This window comes from Burkholderia catarinensis (genome assembly GCF_001883705.2).
In the GTDB taxonomy this organism is placed as follows: domain Bacteria; phylum Pseudomonadota; class Gammaproteobacteria; order Burkholderiales; family Burkholderiaceae; genus Burkholderia; species Burkholderia catarinensis.
Window position 1 is genome coordinate 24,012 of record NZ_MDEQ02000012.1, and the last position, 20,820, is coordinate 44,831.

A 20,820-nucleotide genomic window follows, 5' to 3' on the forward strand; every position below is an offset into this window, starting at 1 on the left:
GTGTCAGGCTCCGATCTTGTGGCGGGTGCGGGCGAGCAGGATCACGGGCACGAGCCCGGCCAGCACGATCGCGAGCGCGGCGACCGCGCCTTCCTCATAGGTGCCGCGCGCGGCTTCCGCATACAGCCAGGTCGCAAGCGTGTCGAAGTTCAGCGGACGCAGCAGCAGCGTCGCCGGCAATTCCTTCATCGCGTCGACGAACACCAGCAGCGCGCTCGTCGTGAGCGCGGGCCGCAGCAGCGGCAGGTGCACGCGGCGCAGCGTGCCGCCGGCCGTCTCGCCGAGCGAGCGCGCCGCCTGTTCGAGCGACGGCGGAATGCGCGCGAGACCGGCCTCGATACTGCCGGCCGGGATCGCGAGAAAGCGTACGGTATAGGCGATCACGAGCGCGGCCGCCGAACCCATCAGCAGCAGCCCGTCGCGGCCGAGCGCCGCGCCGAACAGCCGGTCGGCCGCCGCGAACGGGATCAGCAGGCCGATCGCGAGCACCGTGCCCGGCACCGCATAGCCGAGGCTCGCGATCCGTGCGCAGATGCGGGCAGGGCCCGCGCGGGCGCTGTCGCGTTGCGCGCGCGCGGCCCATGCGACGACGAGCCCGCACGCGAGCGTCGCGGCGGTGGCGGCGGTGGCGATCGTCAGCGTGTTCGCGAGCCCCGTCATCAGTTGTGCGGACACGCCGCCGACGAGATGCAGCCGTTTGCCGGTCTCGACCGCGAGGTACGCGGCCGGCGCGCCGAAGCCGAGCAGCACGGGCAGCCAGCCGAGCACGGCGGCGCCCAACGCGGCCGCGCCCGTCAGCCGGCGCGGCGCGATCGGCCGCATGCGCCGGCCATGTGCGTAGCGCTGGCGGCGGCGCCCGTAGCGTTCGAGCACGATCATGCCGACGACGATCGCGAGCATCGCGAGCGCGATCTGCGCGGCGCCGGCGAGATCGGAGCGCGTGATCCATGTCGTGTAGACGGACACGGTCAGCGTCTGCACGCCGAGAAATTCCGACGCGCCGATGTCGTTCAGCGTTTCCAGCAGCGCAAGGCTCACGCCGACCGCGATCGCGGGCCGCGCGAGCGGCACGACGACGCGCCAGAACGTCGCGATGCGTCCCGCGCCGAGCGTGCGCGCGGCTTCGAGCAGGCTCGCGGACTGCGTGACGAACATCGCGCGCGTGCTCAGGTACACATACGGATACAGCACGAAGCCGAGCACGAAGATCGCGCCGGGCAGCGAGCGCAGGTCCGGCAGGCGGAACTGGCGCGGGCTGTCGAAGCCGAGCAGCCAGCGGATCGCGCCCTGTACGGGGCCGATCGGATGCAGCAGGTCGAGATACGCGAACGCGACGATGTAGGTGGGGACCGCAAGCGGCAGCAGCAGCGCCCACGTCAGCATCCGGCGGCCGGGAAAATCGTACGCGGTGACGAGCCATGCGCAGCCGGTGCCGACGACCGACACGATCGCGCCGACGCCCGCGAGCAGCAGCAGCGTATTGACGAGCGCCTGCGGCAGCACGAATTCGGCGAGATGCCGCCAGTGCGCGAGATCGGCGCCGAACGCGGCGGCCACGAGCACCGCGAGCGGCGCCGCGACCGCCGCGGCGATCGCCAGCGCCGCGATCAGCCACAGGCTGCCCGCGCGCGGTTGCAGGCGCGGCCGGTAGGGTCGGCCTTGGCCGCGCGCGTCGGCGGGCGAAGCGTCAGTTGTCAAAACCGACCTTGTCGACGAGCTGGCTCGCCTGCTTGCGATGCTTCGCGATGTCCGCCAGCGGCAGCGGATCGACCTTCAGCGTGCCGAAGCTTGCGATCACCGGATCGAGCTTCACGTTCGCGCGCACCGGGTATTCGTAGTTCGCCTGCGCATACAGCGCCTGCGCTTCCGGCGACACGAGGTATTCGAGCAGCTTCACCGCGTTGGCCCGGTGCGGCGCGTGCTTCGCGACCGTCGCGCCGCTGATGTTGACGTGCGTGCCGCCGCTCTTCGCGTTCGCGAACGTCGGCCGCACGACCTTGATCGCGTCGCCCCACTTGCGCGCGTCGGTGCCTGCGTCCGCGTTCTTCATGTGACCGACGTAGTACGCGTTCGCGAGGCCGACGTCGCAGATGCCGCCGAGGATGTCGCGTGCGACGTCGCGGTCGCCGCCCGTCGCCTTGCGCGCGAGGTTCGCCTTCACGCCGCGCAGCCATTTTTCGGTTGCGGCTTCGCCGTCGTGCGCGATCATCGCCGCGACGAGCGCCGTGTTGTACGGATGCTGGCCCGAGCGGATGCAGACCTTGCCCTTCCATTTCGGGTCGGCGAGATCCTCGTAGCGGAACGCATCGACCTTCAGGTCCTTTTCGACGTACAGCACGCGGTCGCGCAGCGACAGCGCGTACCAGTCGCCGTTCGCGCCGCGCAGGTTCGCGGGAATCGCGTCGTCGAGCGCCTTCGAGCGCACCGGCTGCGTGAGCCCGCCGTCGACGAGATCGAGCAGGTTGCCGACGTCGACCGTCATCAGCACGTCGGCCGGCGACTGTGCGCCTTCCGCCTTCACGCGCTCGAGCAGGCCGTCCTTCACGAACACCGTGTTGACCTTGACGCCGCTCTGCTTCGTGAACGCGTCGATGAGCGGCTGGATCAGCTTCGGTTCGCGGGTGGTGTACAGGCTCACTTCCTCGGCTGCATGGGCCAGCGGCGCGAAGGCGGCCGCGGCGGTGGCAAGGGCGAGGGCGCCGGCGAGCGGCAGCAGGCGGGTGCGCGGATTCGACATGAAGACTCCGGTGGGGCAGGTGGACGAAGGGAGCGTTCCGGGGCGCGCCTGCCGCCCGAGCGATCCGGAACATTACATAATGAAAGACTCCGGATTCTAGATCGAAATGGGAACGATTATCAAATGAAAGCTTGCGGAAAGCGGCGGGGATAGCGCGAAAAGGGGATCGGAAACGGGACGTCGCAGCGGGGGCGCAAGCGCGTAGAATGCCCGCTTCGATGAATTTGACGGAGACGCACCGACCATGAGCGATCAGCGCAAGAAGAACCCTGTCCGCAACGTGAGCATCCTGATCGTCGTGGCCGTGCTGCTCGTGATCGGGACGATCCTGTACAACGCGATTTCGCAGAAGCACGCGTACGACGAGGCCCATCCGGCCGAGGCCGCGAACGCGGCATCGCACTGACGGCCAGGCGAAGCGGGGAAGCCCGCGGTTTCAGGCGCGGCAGGCGCCGCGCGGAGCCGGGACGGAAGCGGGCGCCGAAACCGGCGCGCCGCGCAGGCAGGTCAGCCGTGCGTCAACGTGACGCAGGTGCGAACTTCGGGCGGATCCGTGCGTAGAACACGGCCGCGAGCAGCGCGAGCCAGGCCGCGCCGACATACAGCGCGACGCGCGTGTCCTCGAACCAGCCGAGCATCACGATCACGAAGCCCATGAATGCGATCGTCAGTGCCGGCGCCACCGGCCACAGCGGCACCTTGAACTTCAGCGCGGCGACTTCGGCGCCCGACAGGCGGCGGCGCATCGCGACCTGCGACAACAGGATCATCAGCCATACCCACACGGTCGCGAACGTCGCGATCGCCGCGACCACCAGGAACACGTCCTTCGGCATCAGGTAGTTGAGCACCACGCCGACGAGCAGCGCGGTCGCCATCACGACCACCGTGACCCACGGCACGCCGTGCCGCGACGTCGTCATCAGCACGCGCGGCGCCTGGCCCTGCCGGGCCATCCCGAACATCATCCGGCCCGCGCCGAAGATGTCGCTGTTGATCGCGGAGATCGCCGCGCTGATCACGACCAGGTTGAGGATCGTCGCGGCCGACTTCACGCCGAGCGCCGAGAAGATCTGCACGAACGGGCTGCCGTCGCTGCCGACCCCCGTCCACGGGCTGATCGACATCAGCACGACCATCGTCAGCACGTAGAACAGCAGGATGCGCGCAGGCACCGCGTTGATCGCGCGCGGAATCACCCGCTCCGGGTCCTTCGCCTCGCCGGCGCTCATCCCGATCACCTCGATCCCGCCGTACGCGAAGATCACGACCGACAGCGATGCGATCAGCCCGCCGACGCCGTTCGGCAAAAAGCCGCCGTGGTTCCACAGGTTCGCGAACGTCGGCACGTCGGCCGAATGGCCGAAGTGCATGCCGCTCAGCAGGATCGCGACGCCGCCGCCGATCATCGCGACGATCGCGCCGACCTTGATGATCGACAGCCAGAATTCGAGTTCGCCGAACACCTTCACGTGGCACAGGTTCAGCCCGCAGATGATCGCGACGATCCCGAGCACCCAGATCCATTGCGGGACATCCGGAAACCAGAAGCCCATGTAGATGCCGAACGCGGTGATGTCGGCGATCGCGACGATCACCATTTCGAGCGTGTAGGTCCAGCCTGTGACGAATCCCGCGAACGGGCCGAGGTTCTCGGTCGCGTAGTGGCCGAACGAGCCGGCGACGGGTTCGCGCACGGCCATCTCGCCGAGCGCGCGCATCACCATGTAGACGGCCGCGCCGCCCAGGAGGTACGCCAGGATCACGGCCGGGCCCGCGAGCTGGATCGCGGTCGCCGAACCGTAGAACAGGCCCGTGCCGATCGCCGAACCCAGCGCGAGAAAGCGGATGTGCCGCGCGCTCAGGTGGCGCTGCAAGTTTTTCATCGAGTCTCCGATATCGTTATGCGACGGACCGGGCGAGCGAGACCGGTCCGTCTGGCTCAAGTTGTCTATACAACTTGAATGTGAACGAATGATAACAAGCCGGGCCGGGTGACCGGAATCGGGTATTCCCTGACTGGCGCGACGGGCACGACAGGGTGTTGGGCGGCCGCGCGTCGAGTGCGCGGGCCGTGTGGGGCGGGGTCATGCTTCGGGGGATCGCTGAATCGGGGAGTGCCGGCGGCCGATCCGCGGGGTGCGCGGGCCGGCCACCGGCGGGATAGAGCCGCGGTCAGGCGGGCAGGCGGATCACGCTCGCATCCTTGCGGATCAGCAGCGACGACGCGAGCATCTGCTTGCACTGGTGCGCGAGCACCTTCAGGTCGTGCGTGAGTTCGGCGCCCACCGCATCGGACTTTTCCGCGGACACGACCATCGCGTCGAGCTCGCGCGTGATCTGCTTCGACGCTTCGAGCTGATCGGCGGGCGGCGGCTCGCCGGCTTCGGCCTTCTCGAGATTGTCGAGCACGGCGGCGAGCCCGCGGTGCAGCGCGTCGTCGTGGACGAGGCTGCCGTCGGCCACGCACGCGCTGCGGATCAGCGGCGCGGCGGCCGTGATCTGCGCGCCGAGCACATGCGTCTGCACGAGCAGGTCGTTCAGCTCGGGCACGAAGCGCTGGTGCGCCTTCGGCTCGATCATCATCCGCTGGAACGCCTGCCCGAGGTTCGCGAACGCGATGTGCACGTCCTTGCGCGCAAGGCGGTAGCGGTAGTCGGCGTCGAGGCTGGCAACCGGCGCTTCGATCGCGGCGGCCACGCCCGCGACGACGGCCGCGCCGTCGGCGGCCGGCACGGGCGGCGGCGACATGCCGCGCCCGGCGCGCCACACGGCTTCGAAATACTTGCGGGTGGACGTCAGCATGTCGGTGACGAGCTTGCCCATCAGCCGGTATTCCCAGTACGGGAACAGCCGGCTCGCGGCGATCGCGATCATGCAGCCGACCACGGTGTCGATCGCGCGCTCGCCGATGATCCGCATGCTGCCCGGCGCGAGCAGGTGGAACATCAGCAATACGTACGACGACGTGAAGACGACGCTCGCCGCGTAGTTGAACAGCAGCAGGCTGTAGCTCATCACCATCGACCCGAACATGATCGCGATCAGCAGGTGCGGCTCCTTCACCGTGTAGATCAGTGCGATGCTCGCCGCGCAGCCGATCAGCGTGCCGACGATCCGCTGCGCGTTGCGCTGCTTGGTGAGCGAGTAGCCGGGCTTCAGGATGATGATGGTCGTCATCACGATCCAGTATGCGTTCGTGAGCGGCAGCAGCCGGCCGATCCAGAAGCCGACCGCCACCGCGATAGTCACGCGCAGCGCGTGGCGCAAGCTCGGCGAGCGCATGTTCAGGTTCGAGAAGATCAGCAACGGCGACATCTGGCGGCGCTGCAGGAAGCGCGTGAGCGCCTTGTCGATCTTCAGTTCGGTTTGCTGCGGATCGGCGTGGCCCGACAGGTTGCGGCGCATCCGGTCGATCAGGCGCGTCGCGCTCCAGATGCGCCGGAACGTCGCGAGCACGGCCGCATACGCTTCCGCGTTGGTGGCCGCGAAGTTCTTCTTGCGCATCAGCTCGATCTCGTACTCGATCGCGCGCAGCTCGGCCTTCACGCTGACGTGCGAATGCGGCGCGCGGTTCTCGAGCACCGCGAGGCCGATCTCCTCGAGATCGGCGGCCGCCTTGCGGATCAGGTCGCGGTAGAAAATGATCAGGTCCGAGCCGCCGAACGTGTTGCGCACCAGCGGGTAGTCGGTGTGCGCGCCGACGAACAGCTCGTGCAGGTCGACGCTGTTGATGAACAGGTTGTACATCGCCGTGCGGCCGGGATCGAGCTTGCCGCGCCGCAGCTTCGGCAGGTTGCGCAGCACGATGTCGCGCGCGGTTTCCTGCGTTTCGACTGCCGTGATCTGCCGCGCGACGAGATTCCGGTAGCACTCGTCGAGATCGGCGTCGAGATCGTAGAACTGCGCACGCGCGAGCAGGTAGTCGGCGCATGCGAACAGGCTCTCGGCAAGCGCCTGCTGCTCGATCCGGCGCGCCTGCCATCGCGACACGAGCGTGGCCCAGTACGTGTACCAGAGGCCGCCCGCGAGAATCCAGCCGGCGTTGATGAACGCCTGCAGCGGCGTGAATTTCTCCTCGAGCGTCATCACCATCATGAACAGCGTCGCGAAGCTGATCTGCGGCCAGCGGTTGCCGTAGACGACGATCAGCGACAGCACGAACGTGAGCGGCACGATCGTGAGCCACAGCGCGAAGATGTTCGGCGTCGCGAGGCCGGTCGCGAGCGCGGCGAGAAAGCCGATCACGCTGCACGCGAGCATTTCGTTCTGCTTGTACTTGAGCGGGCCCGGCATGTCGACGACGCACGCGCCGAGCGCGCCCGTCGAGATCGTGAAGCCGAGCTCCCGGTTGTGAAACACGATCAGGCACAGCACGGCCGGCAGCGAGACGCCGACCGCGATCCGCAGGCCGCCGAAAAAGTACTGGCTGTAGAAAAATTTTCTGATTTCGACCGAATAGCGCATCGATGGGCTGAATGGCAGACGAAGACGCCCGGGGGCGGCGTATTGACTGGCGACGAGTCTATCGTATTTCGCGGTCCGCAAAACCTGGCTGTCCGGCCGACGTTCATTGCGACGGTCCTTTTGCTATCCTTGGTGATCCTGTTCGCCCGGCCCGGCCGGCGCGAGGTTCCGACGCCTGCCTCATGCTCCATCTCTTCTATTCGAACCGTCACGAAACGCTGGCCGACGCGCTGCTCGAGGATCTCGCCGCATTCCCGGCCCGCAACGGTCCGTGGGCGCCGCAACAGGTCATCGTGCCGAGCGCGGCGCTGCGCCGCCGTCTCGAGCTCGACATCGCCGCGCGCAACGGCGTGTGCGCGAATGTCGAGTTCACGTATCTCGCGCAATGGCTGTGGGCGCAGATCGGCCGCGTGCTGACGGTGCCCGCGCGTTCGCCGTTCGCACCCGACCGTCTCGTGTGGCGCTGCTACCGGCTGTTCGCGCAGGCGGCCGGCGGCGCGCCGTGGCTCGCGTCGCCGCGGCTGGCCGCGTATCTGTCCGCGTCCGACGATGCGATGCGCTACGAGCTCGCGCATCGCGTCGCGGCCGTGCTCGATCATTACCTGACCTATCGCCCCGAATGGCTGGCCGCGTGGCAGGCCGGCGAGTCCGTGCTCGCGGGCGACGCCGCACCGCGCGGGATCAGCGATGCCGCGCGCGACGACGAGCGCTGGCAGGCCGCGCTGTGGCGCGCGCTGCTTGCCGAACTGAGCGACAGCGGTACGCCGCCCGCGCACCGTTTCCTCGTCGAGGCGCGTCAACTCGATCCCGAAACCGTCGCCCGCGCGGACTGGCCGGAATCGGTCAGCGTGTTCGCGCTGCCGACGATGCCGCCGCTGCATGTCGCGCTGCTGCGCGAGCTGTCGCGCTGGATCGACGTGCGCGTCTATGCGCTGAACCCGTGCCGCGAATTCTGGTTCGACATCGTGACCGCCGCGCATGCCGAGGCGCTCGACGCGGCCGGGCGGCTCGACTACCAGGAAGTCGGCCATCCGCTGCTCGCCGAATGGGGCAGGCAGACGCAGGCGCAACTGCACATGCTGCACGAACTGACCGAAAGCGCCGCGTCGGGCGATGCGTCGCGTTTCGTCGAGAATCCCGCGCCCACCTGGCTCGCGCGCGTGCAGAACGCGATCCTCGAACTGCGGCCGGAGGCCGAAACCGGCGAACCGCCGGCCGAGCGCGGGATCGAGGTGCACGTGTGCCACAGCCTCGCGCGTCAGCTCGAGGTGCTGCACGACCGGCTGCTCGCGTGGTTCGACGCCGACGCGAGCCTGCAGCCGTCCGACGTGCTCGTCGCGGTGGCCGACCTCGCGGCGGCCGGGCCGCTGATCGACGCGGTGTTCGGCACGGCCGGCGCCGGCGGCGCGCGCGTGCCTTACCGGATCACCGGCCTGCCGCCGTCGCAGGCGAACCCGGTCGCGCGCGTGCTGCTCGACTGGCTCGCGCTGCCGGAACGGCAGGTCGGCGCGCCGGAGCTGGTCGAATGGCTGCGCGTCGACGCGGTGGCGGCGCGCTACGGCATCGATGCGGCCGCGCTCGAGACGGTGCAGACCTGGCTCGCGGCCGCCGGCGCGCGGCGCGGGTTGTCGCCGCGCGCGAGCGACGACGCGGCCGTGCCGTCGGCACGCCATACGTTCTCCGATGCGCTCGCGCGGCTCTTTCTCGGTTATGCGATGCCGGAAGGCGCGGCGCCGGTCGGCGCGTGGCTGCCGATCGAGGCGGCCACGGGCAGCGAGGCCGAACTGCTCGGCCGGCTCGCGCGCTTTACCGACGATCTCGACGGCTTCGCGCGGCGGCTCGCCGAATCGCACACGCCGCGCGGCTGGAGCGAACTGTTCGCCGACACGCTCGCGCGTTTCTTCGATTCGGGCGCCGCCTATGCGGACGCGCTCGCGGGGGTGCGCGACGCGCTCGACGCGATGCTGGCCGCGATGACGGAGGGCGCGCCCGACGAAGCGCTGCCGGCGGCCGTCGTCCGTGCGGGGCTGGCTGCGGCGCTCGACGATCCGGCGCGCGGCGGGGTGCCGTGGGGCGGCGTCACGTTCTCGTCGCTGACGAGCCTGCGCGGGCTGCCGTATCGCGTCGTCTGCCTGCTCGGGATGGATGACGGCGTGCTGCCGAGCCTCGCGCGCGCGGACGAATTCGACCTGATGGCCGTGTTGCCGAAGCTCGGCGACCGGCAGCGCCGCGACGACGAGCGCAACCTGTTTCTCGACCTGCTGCTCGCCGCACGCGACCGGCTGCTGATCGCCTACACGGGTCGCAACATTCGCGACAACGCGCCGTTGCCGCCCGCGGCACTCGTCGACGAACTGCTCGACCATCTCGCGCTCGTCACGGCCGGGCCCGACGCCGCGCCGGACGCGGTCGATGCCGCGCGGCGCGCGTTCGTCGTCGAGCATCCGCTGCAACCGTTCGCAGCCGCGTATTTCCAGCCCGGCAGCGAACTCGTTTCCTATGACGCCGAGCGCGCGACGCTCGCGTCGCTGCTGGCCGCCGAGGCATCGCGCGACGGGCCGCGCGAGTTGCCGTTCTTCGCGCAGCCGCTGCCGGCGGAGCCGGTCGAGCCCGTCGCGTTCAGCGAATTCGAACGCTTCTGGCGGCATCCCGCGCGTGCGCTGCTGCGCGCGCGGCTCGGCATCGTGCTCGCCGACGCGCAGGCCGAACTGCTCGATACGGAGCCGTTCGCGCTGGACTTCGCCGGCAGCGACGCGCTCGCCGAGCGCGTGCTGCCGCTCCTGATCGAATCGGGCGACGGGGCCGTGCACGATCACGCGCTGCGCATTGCGGACGCGAGCCCCGAACTGCCCGGCGGCGCGACGGGCGCCGTGTGGCGCGACCAGGCGCTCGGCTCGATGACGCAGCTTGCGTCGAGCGTGCGCCACGCGCTGGCCGACGGCATGGAGCGGCGGCCGTTCTCGCTCGTCGTCGTGCCGGCCTGGCCCGACACGGAGCAGGCGCTGTTCGGTGCCGACGACGCGATGCTGTCGGGCGATGCGGTCAGCGCGCCGCTCGAACTGCACGGCACGCTGAACCGGCTGACGCCGGCCGGGCAGATCATCTACCGCTATGCGCGGCCGAGTGCGCGCGACTACCTGTCCGCGTGGCTCGCGCATCTGGTCTACTGCGCGGTCGAGCCGGGCGGTCCGCGCCGCACGCTGTGGTTCGGCAGCGGCGGCGCGTTCGAGCTGACGCCCGTCGCGGCGCCGCTGGAGCGGCTCGCGCCGCTTGCCGCGCTGTTTCGCGCGGGGCGGCGCATGCCGCTGCGGTTTTTCCCGCGCAGCGCCTGGGCGAGGGTGTCCGACGGCGAGGCCAAGGCCGCGAGCGTCTGGATCAACGAGCGCGTCGTGAGCGAAGCCGACGATCCGGCGATCGCCATTGCGTGGCGCGGCGCGCATCCGTCGCTCGACGAGCCGTTCGGCACGCTCGCGCGGCTCGTGTTCGAGCCGCTCGTCGCGCATCTGAAGGAGGTTGCATGAGCGCCGTATCGCAGCCGCAGGCGGCGCTCGAACTCGACGTGTTCGCGTGCCCGCTCGACGGCGTCAACCAGATCGAGGCGTCGGCCGGCACCGGCAAGACCTGGAACATCTGCGCACTGTATGTGCGCCTGCTGCTCGAAAAGGATCTCGGCGCGGACGAAATCCTCGTGGTGACCTTCACGAAGGCGGCGACGGCCGAGCTGCGCGAGCGGATTCGCGGTCGGCTCGCGCAGCTCGCGCATGCGCTCGATACGGGCGACGACGGCGGCGATCCGTTCATCGAGCGCCTGCTCGACACGACGCTCGGCGAAGACGGCGCGCTCGATCCCGAAACGGCCGCGAAGCGGATCCGGCGCGCGCTGCGCGCGTTCGACCAGGCCGCGATCCATACGATTCACGCGTTCTGCCAGCGCGCGCTGCAGGAAGCGCCGTTCGCGGCCGCGATGCCGTTCGCGTTCGACATGGAGGCCGACGACGCGTCGCTGCGCTTCGAACTCGCGGCGGACTTCTGGCGCACGCGCGTCGAACCGGCGGCCGCGCGCTGGCCGGGCTTCGCGACCTGGCTGGTCGAATCGGGCGCCGGCCCGGCTGCGCTCGATGCGCAGCTCAAGCGCCGGCTGAAGAAGCCGCTCGCCGCGCTGCGCTGGGACGGCGTGACCGAGCCGGACGAATCGGCCGAGGCCGCGGCGGCCGAATGCTTTGCCGAGGCGGCGCGGATGTGGGCCGCCGAGCGCGATACGATCGAGGCGCTGCTGCGCACCGCGCAGCCCGCGCTCAACCAGCGCTCGCACAAGCCCGACGCGCTCGCCGATGCGCTTGTCGCGTGGGCCGCGCATTTCACGCAGGGCGACGCGACGGCCGCGCTGCCGAAGGCCGCGCTGAAGCTCACGCGCACCGCGCTTGCGAAGGCGACGAAAAAAGGCGGCGCGACGCCCGAGCACGCGTTCTTCGACGTGGCCGACGCGCTCGAAGCGGCCGTGGCGGCAGCCGAGGCCGCGCAGCGCGCGCGCTGGCTCGCGCTGATCGCCGAATGGCTCGACAGCGCGCCGGGCGAGCTGGCCGAGCGCAAGCGCACGCGGCGCGTCGTCTCGTTCGACGATCTGCTTGCGAACCTGTACCACGCGCTGCATGCGCACCCGTGGCTCGCCGAGACGCTGCGCGTGCGCTATCCGGCCGCGCTGATCGACGAGTTCCAGGATACCGACCCGCTGCAGTTCGCGATCTTCGACCGGATCTTCGCGCCGGGCGGGCCGCTGTTCCTCGTCGGCGACCCGAAGCAGGCGATCTACAGCTTCCGCGCGGCCGATCTGCATACCTATCTCGCGGCGCGCGCGCGGGCGAGCGCGTGCTACACGCTCGCGGTCAACCAGCGCTCGACGCCCGCGATCGTCGATGCGTGCAACCGCTTCTTCATGTCGAATCCGCGCGCCTTCGTGCTCGACGGGCTCGACTATTACGCGGTGCGCGCCGGCACGCGCGTGCGCGCGCCGTTCGTCGACGAAACCGATCCGGGCCCGGCCGGCGATTTCCGGGTCTGGGCGTTGCCGGGCGGTGAAGGCACGCTGCTCAAGCGCGACGCGCAGGCGCAGGCCGCCCAGGCCTGCGCGGCCGAGATCGCGCGGCTGATGCGCGGCGCGCGCGACGGGCACGTGCGGCTGGGCGAGATACCGCTGTCGCCGGGCGACATCGCGGTGCTCGTGCAGACGCACCGGCAGGGCAGTCTCGTGAAGCGCGTGCTTGCTACGTGGGGGATCGGCAGCGTCGAACTGGCGCAGGCCTCGGTGTTCTCGACCGGCGACGCCGAGCAGCTCGAACGCGTGCTGGCGGCGATCGATGCGCCGGGCGACCTGCGGCGCCTGCGCGCGGCGCTTGCGTCCGACTGGTTCGGCCTCGATGCCGGCGCGCTGTGGCGGATGGAGCAGGGCGACGGCGATGCGCCATGCGAAGCGTCGGCGGCCGACGGTGCCGACGCAATGAGCTGGGTCGAGCGCTTCTCGCGGTATCGGCTGGTGTGGCGCGAGCGCGGGTTCGCGGTGATGTGGCGCACGTTCACGCGCGAGCTGCGGATTGCCGAGCGGTTGATGGCCGGCGCGGACGGCGAGCGTCGCGTAACCGACATCAACCATCTGGCCGAACTGACGCAGGCACGCGCATCCGCGCAGCCGGGCATCGCACCGACGCTGCGCTGGCTCGCCGCGCAACGGCTCGACGGCGGCGGCGAGGACGCGCAACTGCGTCTCGAATCCGATCGCAACCTCGTGCAGATCGTCACCGTGCACAAGTCGAAAGGCCTCGAATACGCAATCGTGTTCTGTCCGTTCCTGAACGATGGCGGGCTGCGCGAGCCGCCGGCGTCCGCGCTGCCCGATGCGCGCGAGTATCACGACGATGCGGGCGACGCGGTGCTGCATTACGGATGCGACGACGAGGCGGCCGCGCACGCGGCGCGGCAAGCGATGCGCGAGCAGGCCGCGGAACGCGCGCGGCTCGTCTACGTGGCGCTCACGCGCGCGGTCTATCGCTGCTACGTCGTCGCCGGGCCGTATCTGTCGTCGCGCTCGACGCGCGAAGCGCGGCGCAGCGTGCTCAACTGGCTCGTCGCGGGCGCCGGCCAGGCGTTCGATGCATGGCTCGACGAGCCGCCCGACGAAGCCGCGCTCGATACGGCGTGGCACGCGCTCGCGGGCGGCCCCGTGAGCGTCGCGCCGCTGCCGGTGCCCGCGCGCCGCGAGCGTCTCGCGGCCGGGCACGACGCATCGCAGACGCTCGCGGCGCGCCATGCGACGCGCGTGCTGCGCGATGCGTGGCGGATGGCGAGCTTCAGTTCGTTGACCGCGTCGATGGCGCGCGAGGAGGCGGGCGTCGCGGCCGTGCCCGACGATGACCTACGGCCCGATCACGATGCGCTTGCCGCGCTGGCGCCGGACGGCGAGTCGAGTCTGGCCGATACGGTTGCACCCGAGCCGCCGGACGACGACATCCTTGTGTTCCCGCGCGGCGCGGCGGCGGGCGAGTGCCTGCACCGCCTGTTCGAGCTGAGCCGGTTCGCGGAGCCCGATTCGTGGCACAAGGCCGCGCTCGGCGCGCTGCACGACCGGCCGGTCGAGGCCGAGCCCGAACTCGCTACCCGGCTGCCGGCGATGATGGCGCGGCTGGTCGACGATGTCGTGCGCACCGAGCTCGTGCCGGGCATGCGGCTCGCCGATCTCGATCCCGCGAAGCGGCTCGACGAAATGGGTTTCCTGTTCCCGGCGCCGTCGCTCGACCTGATGGCGCTGCGCCGGTTGCTGGTCGCGCACGGCTATCCGGACGTTGCACTGGAGGCGGGCATGCTCGCCGGTTTCATCAAGGGTTTCATCGACATGATCGTCGAACACGACGGCCGCTTCTGGATCGTCGACTGGAAGTCGAACCATCTCGGCACGACGCCGGATGCGTACGGCCCGCGCGCGCTCGACGTCGCGATGGCCGATCACGCGTATCACCTGCAGGCGCTGCTCTACACCGTCGCGCTGCATCGCTACCTGCGCGGGCGGCTGCCCGATTACGACTACGACACGCACATCGCGGGCTACCTGTACCTGTTCGTGCGCGGCGTGCGGCCCGACTGGCGCAGCGGCGGCGAGCCGGCCGGCGTGCATGCGCGGCGGCCCGCGCGCGCGCTCGTCGACGCACTCGACCGGATGATGGAAGGGGGCCGCGCATGAACGCGTCCGACGACACGCTCGAATTTACCGGCGGCCTCGTCGCGCGGCTGCCCGAACCCGCTGATTTCGGCATCGCGCTCGCGGAAGGCTTCGCGCGCCGCATCGGCGACTTCGCGCGCCGCGCCGGCGCGCCGGCCGTGTCTGCGCGCTGGGCGGCGCGCGCGGCATTCGCGACGAGCCGCGCGACCGCGGGCGGCCACGTGTGCGTCGCGCTCGGTGCGCTCGCGCAGCGCTACGAAGCGCCGCTCGACGACGTCCGCGCGGCGCTCGCCGCGAGCGGCGTGGTCGCGTTCGGCACGCTCGCGCGCGGCGACGAGCGGCCGCTGATCGTCGACCGGCACGATCACCTGTACCTGTCGCGCTATTTCGATTACGAACGGCGGCTGGCCGATGCGCTCGTGGCGCAGGCCGGTGCCGCTGCGCCGGGCGAAGGCCTGTCGCCGGATCGGTTGCGCGACAGCCTCGCACGTTACTTCGGGCCCGCGACCGGCGAAGTCGACTGGCAGCGCGTCGCGGCGATCGTCGCGCTGACGGGGCGCGTGACGATCGTCAGCGGCGGCCCCGGCACGGGCAAGACGACGACCGTCGTCGGCGTGCTGGCCTGTCTGCTCGACGCGCACCCGGGGCTGCGCATCGCGCTGGCCGCACCGACCGGCAAGGCCGCGCAGCGGATGCAGGAAGCGCTCCATGCGCGGGCCGGCGACCTGCCGCCCGAACTCGCGGCGCGCCTGCCCGACACGTCGTACACGCTGCATCGGTTGCTGGGCGGCGGCGGGGCGGCCGGCTTCCGGCATCATCGCGACAATCCGCTGCCGTACGACCTGATCGTCGTCGACGAGGCGTCGATGATCGACGTCGCGCTCGCCGCGCACCTGCTCGACGCGCTCGCGCCGGGCGCGCGGCTCGTGCTGCTCGGCGACAAGGATCAGCTGGCCGCGGTCGAGGCGGGCGCGGTGTTCGCGGAGCTGAGCGCGCGGCCGGCGTTTACGGCCGCGGCACGCACGCGCATCGCGCAGGCGCTCGGCATCGACGAGGCGGCATTCGTCGCGGCACTGCCGGTGCCGGACGAAGCTGCGGCGGCAGCGGTGCCGGCTGCGAATCCGGTTTCCGCTTCGGCCCCGGCCCCGGCGCCTGCATCGGCCGCCGCCTCACGCAAACCGGCGTCACGGCAGAAAGCCGATGCGCGACAGGCATCGCTCTTCGACGACGAACCGCAGGATGACGAAATGTCCTCGACCGACGTCGCGCCGCCGTCGGCTGCCGGTCCGGTATCGACCAATGCCGCTGATGCAGGCGTGGCGGGTGAGGCGGGCGACGCCCCCGCGTGGATCGAGGTGGACGAACTCGCGTGGCTCGATACCGTCGAGCTGCCGCCGTTCGACGCAGGGGTCGCGGCGCTTGCGTCGGTCACGTCGACATTACCCGGCGAAACCGGCGCCGCGTCCGGCACACCCGCACCGGCGCCGCTCGCGGACTGCGTCGTATGGCTCGAACGCAATTACCGCTTCGGTCTCGATTCGCCGATCGGGCGGCTGTCGCTCGCGATTCGCCGCGGCGACGTGCAGGCCGCGCTCGACGCGTTGCCCGCGGACGACGCGGCAGCCGCGTCGTTTCACGACGATGCAGGCGACACGCTCGCGTCGTCGACGGTCGAGCGGCTCGCGCGGCGGTTCGGTGCCTACCTCGACGCATTGCGCGCCGCACTGGCCGCGCCGGTGCCCGATCCGCTGCCGCTGTTCGACGCGCTCAACCGGTTCCGGATCCTGTGCGCGACCCGCAACGGCTCGCGCGGCGCGGAGCACGTCAATGCGCTCGTGGCCGCGCACGTGCGGCACGCGGCGCGCGTGCCGCTCGCGGTCGGCGCGCACTGGTTCACCGGGCGGCCGATCATGGTGACGCGCAACGACTATGCGCTCGGGTTGTTCAACGGCGATATCGGCATCGCGTTGCCCGACGCACACGGCGTGCTGCGCGTGTGGTTCAGGCGCGCGGACGGCACCGCGCGCGCGGTGTCGCCGGCCGCGCTGCCGCCGCACGAAACGGCCTTCGCGCTGACGGTCCATAAATCGCAGGGTTCGGAATTCGACGAAGCCGCGCTGGTGCTGCCGGCATCGTTCAGCCGGGTGCTCACGCGCGAACTCGTCTACACGGCCGTCACGCGTGCGCGCACGCGCGTGCAGGTGATCGGGCCGCGGCGCGTGCTGGCTCAGGCGGTCGCGACTCGCACGCAGCGCGATTCGGGGCTCGCGGCCCGCGTCGACGAGGCGCTCGCACGGCGCCGCACGGAGGTTTCGCGATGATGATCCGCTATACGCTCGATCCGGCCGAAGTCGAATGGACGGCCGTGCGCGCGCAGGGCGCGGGCGGGCAAAACGTGAACAAGGTGTCGAGCGCGATCCACCTGCGCTTCGATATCCGTGCGTCGTCGCTGCCGCACGTCATCAAGGAGCGGCTCCTCGCGCTGTCCGACCAGCGCATCACGCGCGACGGCATCGTCGTGATCAAGTCTCAGGAATATCGCACCCAGGAGAAGAACCGCGAGGCCGCGCTGGCGCGACTCGATACGTTGATCAGCGGCGTCGCGTTTACGCCGCGCGCACGGGTCGCGACGCGGCCGACGCGCGCGTCGAAGGAGCGGCGGCTCGAGCACAAGTCGCGCCGGGGCGCGGTGAAGTCGGGAAGGGGGAAGGTGGTCGACTGACGAATGGATGACCGGAGGGCCGGACGCCCGGCGGGCATGGCGGGTGAACACCCGACCCGCGCGGGTCAGCGCATCACGGTCCCCGCGCTGTCGAGCACGAAGTCGACGCAGAACACGACGAGCCGGCTCTGCGCGCGAATTGCGACGGCGGCCGTATAGCAGTCGCGGCCTTCCGTCAGCGAGAAGTGCGGGCCCATCAGCGCGACGCGCCCGGGCGCGGCGATCGCGCGCTGGAAGTACGGGCGCCGCGACCAGTTGCTGTGGGTTTCCGGAAAGAGCGGCGAGAGGCGAGTGGCGCCTGCGTGGCCGTCTTCCGAGCGGGCGCCGATCGACGGCAGGAACTGCTCGCCGGTCTCGTCGGTGACGAATACGCGGCGCGCGACCGGCACCACGAACACGCGTTGCGCGGCATCCTGCAGGTTGCCGCTCGCGGAAAACGCGGCCGCGCCGGTGAGCACGAGCCGCTCGATCGCGTCGAAGCCCGGCTGCTCGGCGACGACCGGTGTGTGCCGGCGGGCGATGAAGCGCTTCCACGCGGCGTCGAGCATCGCGGGTGCCGCCGCGCTCGCGTGCGCGATCGACGCATCGGGCTGGCCGAACTGGAAACCCTGCACGAAATCGATGTCGGCTTCCATCAGCGCCTGCAGCGCGTCGTCGCTTTCGACGCCCTCGGCAAGCACCATCGCGCCGGCCTGGTGCAGCATCGACACGAGGTGATGCATGATGCGGCGATCGTCGGCCGACCCGGTCGAGCGCTCGACGAGCGAGCGGTCGAGCTTGACGATGTCGGGCCGCGCGCGCCACACGCGGTCGAAATTCGAGAATCCCGTGCCGAAATCGTCGATCGCGATCAGGAAGTCGCGATGCTGGATCATGTCGATCGTGCGGGCGAGCGCGGCTTCGTCGCGCGCCGGCTGTTCGATGACTTCCAGCACGATGCGGTTCGGCGGCAGCACGAAATGCCGGCACAGCGCCTCGACGAACTCGCGCTGCACAAGGCCCGAATCGAGCACGCGCGGCGTCACGTTCAGGAACAGCCAGCCGTCGCCGATTCCCTGCGCGACGAAATTGGCCGTGTGCAGGCAGCGCGCGAGCCGGTCGAGCAGCAGTGCGTCGGCGTCGCCGCGGGTCTTGTCGAAGAGGGCGGTGGGCGAAACCAGCGTACCGTTCGCTTCGACGACGCGCAGCAGCGCCTCGTAACCGACGACGCGCTTGTGCGTGATCGACAGCACGGGCTGGAATACGCTGCGCAGCGTCGTGGTGCGATAGGTGGCGAGCCAGCCGCTAGGTGTTGCCGTGAGGCGTTCGAGCAGGGAGTCGAGCGAAAGGTCGCGGGCGGGCTTCATGTCAGCGGTGCCCGGGGGGCGAGCGGCGGGGCGGTGGCGCGCCGCCACGCTGAAGCAGTCGCACGCGCAGGCGGACGCGAAGGAACGTGAGGCATCGTGACCGCCTTCTGCGGGTAAGTGTTCGAAGTGTAACGGGAATGCGGCGGCGCGCGTATCAGGGAAACTCCAGACGCACACGCGCGGCAGGGGGGGCATGGCCGGCACGCAACGGCAGCCGGCGCCACGCGAGTGCGCGCCGTGCATGACCGCCACGGCGCGAAGGGCGCCGCAGCAGCACATGATGATCCTGGGGCATCGCGCAACGCATGTCCGTGCATCATGGCCGCATGGCGAGCGCGATGGTGCGGGAAATCCCGGTGTCCGCAAGGCCGCGTGCGAGCATCGCCGTCAGACGAATGCCGGCGCGGCGGTCCACGAGCGCCGCTTGCCGCCGGCGCTCACCGCACGACGGACGGCGGACGGCGGACGGCGGACGGCGGCGCGTGCGGCCGGATTCTCAGGCCGCTTCGCCGCCGCGCGGCCGGATACCGGGAATCCGCTTGATCACGCCGGTCGCGAGCGCGGTGCCGACGAGCACGATCGCGCAGCCTTCGATCATCACGGCCGACACGTGTTCGCCGAGGAACAGCGCACCCCACAGCAGCCCGAACACGGGAATCACGAACGTCACGGTAATCGCGCGGGCGGGGCCGACATGCGCGATCAGGTAGAAGAAGATGAAATACGCGATGCCCGTGCAGGCGATGCCGAGGCCGAGCACGGCGCCCCATGCGTGCGTGCCGACCGGCGCGGCCGGCCAGGTGGCGATCGCGAACGGCAGCAGCAGGGCGGTCGAGCCGATCATGCTGCCGGTCGCGTTGACGAGCGGATCGACGCCGCTGAGCTTGCGCTTCGTGTAATTGGCCGCGATGCCGTACAGCAGCGTCGCGCCGAGCGCCGCGGCGGCGGCGAGCGCGGTCGCGCCGGCGCCCGTGTCGCCGTGCGCATTCGCGATCTGGTTCCACACGAGCGTGATCACGCCGGCAAAGCCGATCACGAGGCCGAGCGAGCGCGGCAGCGACAGTTTGTCCTTCAGCCACAGGTAGGCGACGAGCGCGCCCCACAGCGGCGTCGTCGCGTTGATCACCGACGTCAGGCCGGCCGACAGCGTCAGTTCGGCGAACGCGAACAGACAGAACGGGATGCCCGAGTTCAGCGCGCCGACGACGAACAACGGCCACGCATGACGGCGCAGCCGCGCGCCGAGATCGGCGGGCTTGAAGCGCGTCAGCGCGAAGCCCGTGAGAAACAGCGCGCCGATGCCCACGCGCAGCGCCATCAGCGGCGCGACGCCGAAATCGACGACTCCGATCCGGATGAACAGGAACGATGCGCCCCACAGGGCAGCGAGTACGGTCAGCAGAATGGCGTTCTTGGGCGACATCGATCGTAAGGGCGAGGGACGGAATGCGGTGAATCTTACACCGCGTTACCACGCCGTCGTTTCACGATTCGATGAAACGACAAGAAACGGGAATGTCGCCGGTTGCGGGTGCGGGAGGGCTGCTGCGGGCGATGCTCCCCGATCAGCGATGGCGCCAGCCGCCGCGTCCGCCGAAACCGAAATTGAGCGATAGCGCCGGTCCCCAATAGCCGCCCCACGCGGGCGCATACGCAGGCGCCGGGTAGTAGTAAGCGGGGGCCGGATCGACATACACGGGTGCCGGTTGCACCGGTGCCGCCGTGTAATAGCCGCCCGGATAGTAGCCGTACGGGTAGTAGCAGCCGGCGAGCGTCGCGCAGGAGAGCGCCGCGGCGACGAGGGTCCTGTTCATGATGAGTCTCCGGCGGAGCCGGCAATCGGCAGATGCTTAAGCTTAGGCCGCGCGCCGATGACACGGTGTGCAAAACGGTAACGGATCATTTCCGGCCGCCGCCGCTCGCATTGCGGCGCCGCATGCGAAAACGGCGCTTCCGCACCGCGGAAACGCCGTCTGGTCGACTGCCGCCCCGCGCGCGGGGCGAGCCGCCTGGCCGATTACTTGCCGACCTGGTTGCCGATGATGCCGCCGGCCGCCGCGCCGCCCAGCGTCGACAGTGCGTTGCCGCCGATCGCCGCGCCGGCGACGCCGCCGACACCCGCGCCGATTGCCGTGTCGCGCTGGCGCCGTGACATGTTATCGCAGGCCGACAGGCTGGCCACCGTCGCGACGAGGAGAGCGCATACCCCAAAACGCCGAATCGAATTCATGATCGCTGTCCTTGTGGTAGTGAACGGAGGGCGCGCGACCGGCTGGCGGCCACGCATGACCCTAATCTACGCGCCGTCTCGCGGCGCCGCTGTAAGGACTTGTTAAGACTC

The 20,820-nt window shown here is 70.4% G+C and carries 13 protein-coding genes; 5 read left to right on the top strand and 8 right to left on the bottom strand.

Translation table 11 applies throughout. From position 1 onward, the window contains the following. Positions 1 to 3 precede the first annotated feature (3 nt). Together BFF94_RS20075 and BFF94_RS20080 are read right to left on the bottom strand one after the other, a co-directional pair. On the bottom strand, positions 4 to 1,698 hold the full coding sequence (locus BFF94_RS20075; protein ID WP_219139722.1) for an ABC transporter permease: 1,695 nt from the start codon (positions 1,696 to 1,698) through the stop codon (positions 4 to 6). Continuing rightward, the gene (locus BFF94_RS20080) at positions 1,688 to 2,737 is read right to left on the bottom strand and encodes a Fe(3+) ABC transporter substrate-binding protein (RefSeq protein WP_128847783.1); all 1,050 of its coding nucleotides are present in this window, start codon (positions 2,735 to 2,737) and stop codon (positions 1,688 to 1,690) included. The genes BFF94_RS20075 and BFF94_RS20080 overlap by 11 nt, the downstream gene beginning before the upstream one ends. Positions 2,738 to 2,981: 244 nt before the next feature. On the opposite strand from BFF94_RS20080, the gene BFF94_RS20085 reads away from it, so the two are divergent. Beyond that, a complete protein-coding gene (locus BFF94_RS20085; protein ID WP_128847781.1) occupies positions 2,982 to 3,143 on the top strand; it encodes a hypothetical protein in 162 nt (53 codons plus the stop codon). Positions 3,144 to 3,255: 112 nt separating this feature from the next. Here the strand turns inward: BFF94_RS20085 and BFF94_RS20090 are convergent, their stop codons facing one another. Both BFF94_RS20090 and BFF94_RS20095 read right to left on the bottom strand, forming a co-directional pair. Further along, on the bottom strand, positions 3,256 to 4,623 hold the full coding sequence (locus BFF94_RS20090; protein ID WP_128847779.1) for an amino acid permease: 1,368 nt from the start codon (positions 4,621 to 4,623) through the stop codon (positions 3,256 to 3,258). 289 nt (positions 4,624 to 4,912) lie between these two features. Then, a complete protein-coding gene (locus BFF94_RS20095; protein ID WP_219139723.1) occupies positions 4,913 to 7,204 on the bottom strand; it encodes an FUSC family protein in 2,292 nt (763 codons plus the stop codon). Positions 7,205 to 7,386: 182 nt separating this feature from the next. On the opposite strand from BFF94_RS20095, the gene recC reads away from it, so the two are divergent. From recC to arfB, 4 genes are read left to right on the top strand one after another with little or no spacing between them, the layout of a single operon-like run. Next, on the top strand, positions 7,387 to 10,725 hold the full coding sequence (gene recC / locus BFF94_RS20100) for an exodeoxyribonuclease V subunit gamma (RefSeq protein WP_219139724.1): 3,339 nt from the start codon (positions 7,387 to 7,389) through the stop codon (positions 10,723 to 10,725). Then, on the top strand, positions 10,722 to 14,432 hold the full coding sequence (recB, locus tag BFF94_RS20105; protein WP_219139725.1) for an exodeoxyribonuclease V subunit beta: 3,711 nt from the start codon (positions 10,722 to 10,724) through the stop codon (positions 14,430 to 14,432). The genes recC and recB overlap by 4 nt, the downstream gene beginning before the upstream one ends. Then, positions 14,429 to 16,732, top strand: coding sequence for an AAA family ATPase (locus tag BFF94_RS20110; RefSeq protein ID WP_219139726.1), 2,304 nt, complete (start codon positions 14,429 to 14,431; stop codon positions 16,730 to 16,732). Before recB ends, BFF94_RS20110 begins: the two co-directional genes overlap by 4 nt. Continuing rightward, positions 16,729 to 17,133: an alternative ribosome rescue aminoacyl-tRNA hydrolase ArfB gene (gene arfB / locus BFF94_RS20115; RefSeq protein ID WP_128847347.1), complete on the top strand. Its 405-nt coding sequence runs from the start codon at positions 16,729 to 16,731 to the stop codon at positions 17,131 to 17,133. Before BFF94_RS20110 ends, arfB begins: the two co-directional genes overlap by 4 nt. 65 nt (positions 17,134 to 17,198) lie before the next feature. Here arfB and BFF94_RS20120 read toward each other — a convergent pair whose 3' ends face one another. The 4 genes from BFF94_RS20120 to BFF94_RS20135 form a co-directional block, all read right to left on the bottom strand. After that, on the bottom strand, positions 17,199 to 18,479 hold the full coding sequence (locus BFF94_RS20120; protein WP_128847344.1) for an EAL domain-containing protein: 1,281 nt from the start codon (positions 18,477 to 18,479) through the stop codon (positions 17,199 to 17,201). 496 nt (positions 18,480 to 18,975) lie between these two features. Beyond that, entirely contained in the window at positions 18,976 to 19,902 is a 927-nt protein-coding gene (locus BFF94_RS20125; protein ID WP_128843940.1) for a DMT family transporter, read from the bottom strand. A 142-nt stretch (positions 19,903 to 20,044) separates the two neighbouring features. After that, positions 20,045 to 20,293 (bottom strand): hypothetical protein, encoded by a 249-nt coding sequence (locus tag BFF94_RS20130; protein WP_128843941.1) that lies wholly within the window; start codon positions 20,291 to 20,293, stop codon positions 20,045 to 20,047. 203 nt (positions 20,294 to 20,496) lie between these two features. Next, positions 20,497 to 20,709 (bottom strand): YMGG-like glycine zipper-containing protein, encoded by a 213-nt coding sequence (locus BFF94_RS20135; protein ID WP_128843942.1) that lies wholly within the window; start codon positions 20,707 to 20,709, stop codon positions 20,497 to 20,499. Positions 20,710 to 20,820 lie beyond the last annotated feature (111 nt).